The following is a 6,522-nucleotide window of genomic DNA, read 5'->3' as shown; positions in this document are numbered from 1 at the left end:
CCCGACCGTGCCGTCGTGCAGCTTCTGCAGGCTGGCGTCGATGTTGCCGCTGTTCATGTTGATCAGCACGCCCGTCCACTCGGCGGCGGTCGCCATGACGCGGCTCAGGTAGACGCGTTCGGCGATCTCGTCGCGGTGCGCGGACCAGATGACGTAGCCGAGCACGACGGCGGCGACCGCCAGCACGCCGAGCACGGTCGACGCGATGCCGTAGATCGAGAAGATTCGCCCGCCCGCGGGCTCGGATTCGTCTTCGGATTCGACGTCGTCTTCGGTTTCGAGATCCTCGGATTCCACGTCGGCGTCGTCTGACATGGGCCGATCGTCGCATCCAAAAGAAGATGGAAGGATGGCGGGGTGACAGTAGAGGCCATCCGATCGGGCGTCGACCTGAGCTTTGTCGACGCGAACGCACGCCCCCAAGACGACCTTTTCGGCCACGTCAACGGCCGCTGGCTGGCGGACTACGACATTCCCCCGGACCGGGCGACCGACGGCGCCTTCCGCGCGCTGTACGACCGCGCCGAAGAGCAGGTGCGTGACCTGATCGTGGAGGCCAGCGAGCAGGGCGCCGCCGAGGGGACGGATCAGCAACGCATCGGTGACCTCTACGCCAGCTTCCTCGACGAGGACACCGTCGAGCGCCGGGGCGTCCAGCCGTTGCTCGACGAGCTGGCCGTCATCGACGACTGCGCCGACACCGCGGCCCTGGCCGCCGCCGTCGGCGCCCTGCAGCGCACCGGCGTCGGCGGGGGTGTGGCGATGTACGTGGACACCGACGCCAAGAACTCGGCGCGCTACCTGGCGCACTTCGCGCAGTCCGGCATCGGCCTGCCCGACGAGTCCTATTTCCGCGAGGAGCGGCACGCCGAGGTGCTGGCCGCCTACCCGGGGCACATCGCGCGGATGTTCGGCCTCGTCTACGGTGCCGACCCCGAGACCCACGCGGACACCGCGGCCCGCATCGTGGCGCTGGAGGCCAAGCTCGCCGCCGCCCACTGGGACGTCGTCAAGCGCCGCGACGCCGAGCTCACCTACAACCTGCGCACGTTCGCCGAGCTGCGGACCGACGCTTCCGGCTTCGACTGGGACGGCTGGGCGACCGCGCTGGGCGGCACCCGCGACTCGCTCGCGGAAGTTGTTGTGCGCCAACCGGATTACCTGGCCGCGTTCGCGGCGCTGTGGGACAGCGAAGACCTCGAGGACTGGAAGCGCTGGGCGCGTTGGCGGTTGATCCGCGCCCGCGCCGCCTGGCTCACCGACGACGTCGTCGCCGCGGACTTCGACTTCTACGGTCGCCTGCTGACCGGCACCGAGCAGATCCGGGATCGCTGGAAGCGGGCGGTGGCCCTGGTGGAAAGCCTGATGGGCGACGCCGTCGGAAAGCTTTACGTGCAGCGGCATTTCCCGCCGGGCGCCAAGGCCCGCATCGACGCGCTGGTGGACAACCTGAAGGCGGCGTACCGCCAGTCCATCGGCGAGCTGGACTGGATGACGCCGCAGACCCGCGAGCGCGCGCTGGCCAAGCTGGAGAAGTTCACCGCCAAGGTGGGCTACCCGGACAAGTGGCGCGACTACTCGAAGCTGGTCATCGACCGCAACGACCTGTACGGCAACTACCGGCGCGGGTATGCGGTCAACCACGACCGCGAGCTGGCTAAGCTCGGCGGCCCGGTGGACCGCGACGAGTGGTTCATGACGCCGCAGACCGTCAACGCCTATTACAACCCGGGGATGAACGAAATCGTCTTCCCCGCAGCCATTTTGCAGCCGCCGTTCTTCGATGCCGACGCCGACGACGCCGCCAACTACGGCGGGATCGGCGCGGTGATCGGCCACGAGATCGGCCACGGCTTCGACGACCAGGGCGCCAAGTACGACGGCGACGGCAACCTGGTCGACTGGTGGACCGACGACGACCGGACCGAGTTCGGCGCACGCACCAAGGCGCTCATCGAGCAGTACGACGCGTACGTGCCGCGCGGCCTCGGCGACGGCCACCACGTGAACGGCGCCTTCACCGTCGGGGAGAACATCGGCGACCTGGGCGGGTTGTCGATCGCGCTGCTGGCCTACCAGCTGTCGCTGAACGGCCGGCCCGCCCCCCTCATCGAGGGCCTGACCGGCGTGCAGCGCGTGTTCTACGGCTGGGCGCAGGTATGGCGCACCAAATCGCGTGAGGCGGAAGCGATCCGGCGGCTGGCGGTCGACCCGCACTCCCCGCCGGAGTTCCGCTGCAACGGCGTGGTCCGCAACATGGACGCGTTCTATGAGGCTTTCGGCGTGGCCGAGGGCGACGGGCTGTACCTGGCGCCGGCGAACCGGGTCAGGATCTGGAACTAAGCCACCGCTCTGACCCGCGAGCAGACGGAGAATCGCACAATCTGGCCGCTAAACGCGCGATTCTGCGTCTGCTCGGCATCGTTCGATGCGCGCCGGCACGTGCTTGTGCCACGGCGTGCCCGCGTAGGGGTCGCGCCATTCCGTGGAGGTGAGCGAGTTGGGCGCAACCCCGGGGACGACGGTGCGCCCGTCCTCGCCGACGTAGTCCAGCCCGAAACCGTTGGGCAGCGCGGCGTGCCCGGCCAGCATGGTCTCGGTGACCTCGACGGTCGCCTCGGCGCTGCCGGCCGCGGTGCTGACGCGGGCCCGTCCCCCGTCGACGAGCCCCAGCACTTGGGCGTCCTCGACGCTGACGCGCAGCGCCCCGTCGGCGTCGCGTTTGCGCCAGGACGGGTCGCGGAAGATGTCGTTGGCGGTGTAGGCGCGCCGCTCGCCGACCGACAGCACGATCGGGAAATCCGGCGTGGTCAGCTGGGGCGGTGCCGCCGCCAAAGCCCTTAGGTCGTCCAGCATTTCGGGGATCTCCAGCGCGATCTTGTGGTCGGCGTGGCTGATCAGCGCGAAGTCGTCCTCGTAGGTGTGCAGGGTGAATGTCACCCCGGACGGGTTGTCGAGGATCGCGTCGAACAGCGCGTTGCCGTCGGCGTGACCGGCCCGCCGCACCGCCTCGGGGTAGGCCATGGCGGTCTTCTGCGCCAGGCCCCACGCGGCGGCCGCGCCGGCCAATCCGTCGGGCAGCGTCGGCCCCAGCGTCTCGTAGAGCACGTACGGAACCAGCTTCGCCACAGTGGGATTCGCCGCAACCGCGCCGAGGAACGCCTCGGCATACTCCTGGCGGCCCCGGCGCGCGGCCTCGCGCAGCGGCCGCAGGTCGGCCTCGTCGAGCACGCCCAGCGCGCGCACCAGGCGGGCCCAGATCTCCGGCTCGGGCAGCGTCCCGGGCAGCGGCTCGAGCAGCGGCCGGCGCAATTGGAAAGCGTTGCCGGGGAATTCGAAGTTGAAGAAGGTCGCCTCGGGCTTCTCGAACTGGGACGCCGCGGGCAGCACGTAGTGGGCGAGCCGGGCGGTCTCGGTCATGGCGACGTCCACGACGACCATCAGCTCCAGCGCCTGGAAGGCCTCGCGGCAGGCCGCCGAATTGGCCAGCGAGTGCGCGGGATTGGCGCTTTCGACGATCATGGCGCGGAAGCGGTCCGGGTGATCGGTCAGGATCTCCTCAGGCACCACGTTGCTCGGAATCAGCCCGGAGATGATGGGCGCACCGGTGACGGGCGTGCGACCGGAGACCTGGCTGAACAGCGGCGCGAACGACGAATGCAGGTGCTGTCCACCCTTTTTGGCGAAGTTGCCGGTGAGGATCCACAGCAGCTTGTTCAGGTAGGAGCACAGGGTGCTGTTGGGCGCCTGCTGGATCCCGAGGTCCTCGAACACCGCTACGCTCTCGGCGGCGCCGATGCGCCGCGCCGCCGCGCGCAACAGCTCCTCGTCGACCCCGCAGCGCTGCGTGTAGTCACCGACCGGGACCTCGCGCAGCGCGGCCCGGACGACGTCGGCGCCGCGCACGTGCTCGGCGAGAAACGCTTCGTTGCACAGGTTTTCCTGGACGAGGACAGCGGCCAGCGCGGCCAGACACCAGGCGTCGGTCCCGGGCCGCACCCGCAGGTGAAAGTCGGCCATCTTGGCCGTGTCGGTGACGACGGGGTCGATCACGATCATCGACCGCGCCGGGTCCTTGGCGATCTCGTTGAGCACCACGCGGGCGCGGGGAAAGCTCTGCGACATCCACGGGTTCTTGCCGACGAACACCGACACCTCGGCGTGCTCGAACTCGCCCCGGGTGTGACCGCCATAGAGCTGCCCGTCGACCCAGGCCTCGCCGGTCTTCTCCTGCGCCAACGCGTTTGAACGGTAGCGGGCCCCGAGCGCCTTCAGGAAGGCGCCGCTGTAGGCGCCGCCGAGGTGGTTGCCCTGCCCGCCGCCGCCGTAGTAGAAGATCTTGTCGCCGCCGTAGGCGTCGCGGATGTGCTTGAAGCCCTCGGCGATCTCGACGATGGCAGTGTCCCAGTCGATCTCCTCGAAGGTGCCGTCGGCGCGGCGCCGCATCGGCGAGGTCAGGCGGGCGCGGTTGTTCTGGTAGTGGTCCAGCCGCAGCGCCTTGTTGCAGGTGTATCCCTGCGAGGCGGGGTTCGCCTTGTCGCCGCGGATGCGGGCCAGCCGGCGATCTTCGACCTGGACGACGATGCCGCAGTTGCATTCGCAGAGGATGCACGCGGTGGGCTGCCAGTCGGTGGTGGTCATTGCGAATTCCTCTCGGAGAGCTCGGCCGCGAGCAGTCGGTGTAGCTGGCGGTGCACGACATCAAGGGGCGTCAGGTCGCGCCGCACCCGCGCCAGCACGATCGCGCCCTCGAGCGCGCTGGTCGCCAGCACGGCCAGTTCGCCGGCCCGTTCCGCGGGAACCCCGTCCGCGACGAAGCGCGCGGCGATCAGGTCCGACCAGCGGTCGAACACCGCGGCCGCGCGCTCGACGACCGGCGCCATGCGTTCGCGGTCGGATTGCTCGCCGGCCTCGACGGACACCGCGACGACGGGGCAGCCCGCGCGGAAGTCGCTGTCGAGCAGCTGGCGGCGGTACTTGTCGATCAGCGTGTCCAGCAGCTCGGCGCTGCCGGTCGCCTCGGTGATGAAGGCGGCCACGTGCTCGCCGGCGTAGTCGACGGCCTCGCAGAGCAGCTGGGTGCGCCCGCCCGGGAAGTAGTGATAGGCCGACCCGCGCGGCGCGCCGCTGTGCTCGAGAACGTCGGAGATGGCCGTGGCGTGCGCGCCGCGCTCCCTGATCAGCAGCGCGGCCGAAACCACCATCCGCTCGCGGGGGCTGCGCATATGTATGATGCTATACATAATCGGGCGGCGCGCAAAAGATGCCGAGCAGACACAAAATCGCCCTATTCCGAGCCGGAAAGGGCGATTTTGCTGGGGGGACCTCCCGCTTGCGGGGGACTGCTCGTGGGAGTTAGTTCATCCAGTCGGCGGAGCCGTCGTTCTTCTTGTAGTCACCACCGCTGGAGTTCTTCACGACGATCGGGTCCCCCGGGCCGAAGTTGTCGAAGAACCACTTCGCGTTGGAGGGGCTGATGTTGATGCAGCCATGGCTGACGTCGCGCTTGCCCTGGTCGTCCACCGACCAGGGCGCGCTGTGCACGTAGTCGCCGACGTTGTCGAAGCGAACCGCGTCCTCCACCGTCACCTTGTAGCCGTAGGTCGAGTTGACCGGGACCCCGTAGGTCGAGGAGTCCATCACCACCGACGCCTTCTTGTCCTGCACGTAGTAGGTGCCATTGGGCGTCTGGTGGTTACCGGACGTCATGCCCATCGACATCGGGAAGGTCTTCTCCACGGTGCCGTTGCGGGTGATGGTCAGCTGGTGCGTGGCGTCGTCGGCCGTGGCGACCAGCGTGTCACCGGTTTGGAAGCTCATCACCGTGCCCCCCGCGTCGACCGTCACCGCGGTGTGGGCGGGCCAGAAGCTCAGTGGGCGCCAGCGCAGTTGGGTCGGGGTCATCCAGTAGAACTTGCCCGGCACCGGCGGGGTCGACATCACGTGCACCGCGTCGATGGCCGCGCCGGCGTCCTCGACGGTCCCGGGGAAGTTGATGATGATCGGCTGCGCCACGCCGACCGTCGAGCCGTTTTTCGGGACGAACGACGGCGGCCCGAACGGGGCGGTGCCGGTGAACGGTGTCGGGTTCTGCCCGGCGGCCGGTCCCGAGGCCGCCGGCTGGGCGCCGGGGAAGGTGAACGGCGGCGGCGCGAGCGGGTCGGCCTATCACTACTTCCCGGGCGGGCGCACCCAGCTGCTCTGCGAGGCCGTCGACTACGCCGGCGAGCACGTGGCCGCCTTCATCACCGAGGCGACCGGCAGCGCCGAGCTGCTGGACACGCTGATCGACAAGTACCGCCGCCAGCTGCTCGACAGCGACTTCCGCGCGGGCTGCCCCGTCGTCGCGGTGTCCGTCGAGGCCGGCGAGCAATCCGACCGCGAACGCATGGCGCCGGTCGTCGAGCGCGCGGCCGCGGTGTTCGACCGCTGGTCGGACCTGATCGCCGCGCGCTTCGTCGCGGACGGGGTTCCCGCGGAACGGGCCGGCGAACTGGCCGTGCTGGCGACCAGCGCGCTCGA

At 69.5% G+C, this 6,522-nt stretch carries 3 protein-coding genes and 3 pseudogenes; 2 read left to right on the top strand and 4 right to left on the bottom strand.

What is annotated here, in order from left to right; genetic code table 11:
- Positions 1-315 (bottom strand): annotated as a pseudogene (locus A5712_RS21850) (hypothetical protein); the annotation flags it as partial.
- A 42-nt stretch (positions 316-357) separates the two neighbouring features.
- On the opposite strand from A5712_RS21850, the gene A5712_RS21845 reads away from it, so the two are divergent.
- Positions 358-2,343 (top strand): M13 family metallopeptidase, encoded by a 1,986-nt coding sequence (locus tag A5712_RS21845; RefSeq protein WP_068109638.1) that lies wholly within the window; start codon positions 358-360, stop codon positions 2,341-2,343.
- 48 nt (positions 2,344-2,391) lie between these two features.
- Here the strand turns inward: A5712_RS21845 and A5712_RS21840 are convergent, their stop codons facing one another.
- The 3 genes and pseudogenes from A5712_RS21840 to A5712_RS21830 all read right to left on the bottom strand — a co-directional run.
- Positions 2,392-4,641 (bottom strand): molybdopterin-dependent oxidoreductase, encoded by a 2,250-nt coding sequence (locus A5712_RS21840; RefSeq protein ID WP_068109634.1) that lies wholly within the window; start codon positions 4,639-4,641, stop codon positions 2,392-2,394.
- A complete protein-coding gene (locus A5712_RS21835; protein WP_068109631.1) occupies positions 4,638-5,225 on the bottom strand; it encodes a TetR/AcrR family transcriptional regulator in 588 nt (195 codons plus the stop codon). The genes A5712_RS21840 and A5712_RS21835 overlap by 4 nt, the downstream gene beginning before the upstream one ends.
- A gap of 130 nt (positions 5,226-5,355) precedes the next feature.
- Positions 5,356-6,162, bottom strand: a pseudogene (locus tag A5712_RS21830) (Ig-like domain-containing protein); the annotation flags it as partial.
- On the opposite strand from A5712_RS21830, the pseudogene A5712_RS21825 reads away from it, so the two are divergent.
- A pseudogene (locus A5712_RS21825) lies at positions 6,152-6,522 on the top strand (TetR/AcrR family transcriptional regulator); the annotation flags it as partial. The pseudogenes A5712_RS21830 and A5712_RS21825 sit on opposite strands and share 11 nt — an antisense overlap.

This window comes from Mycobacterium sp. E2327 (genome assembly GCF_001672675.1).
Lineage (GTDB): Bacteria > Actinomycetota > Actinomycetes > Mycobacteriales > Mycobacteriaceae > Mycobacterium.
Note: the sequence above shows the minus strand (reverse complement) of the source record. Positions and strands in the feature narration are given on the sequence as shown.

Bases quoted from the DNA above. Each gene is read 5' to 3' on its own strand.
- A5712_RS21840 (WP_068109634.1), bottom strand. From the start codon at position 4,641: ATGACCACCACCGACTGGCAGCCCACCGCGTGCATCCTCTGCGAATGC.
- A5712_RS21835 (WP_068109631.1), bottom strand. From the start codon at position 5,225: ATGCGCAGCCCCCGCGAGCGGATGGTGGTTTCGGCCGCGCTGCTGATC.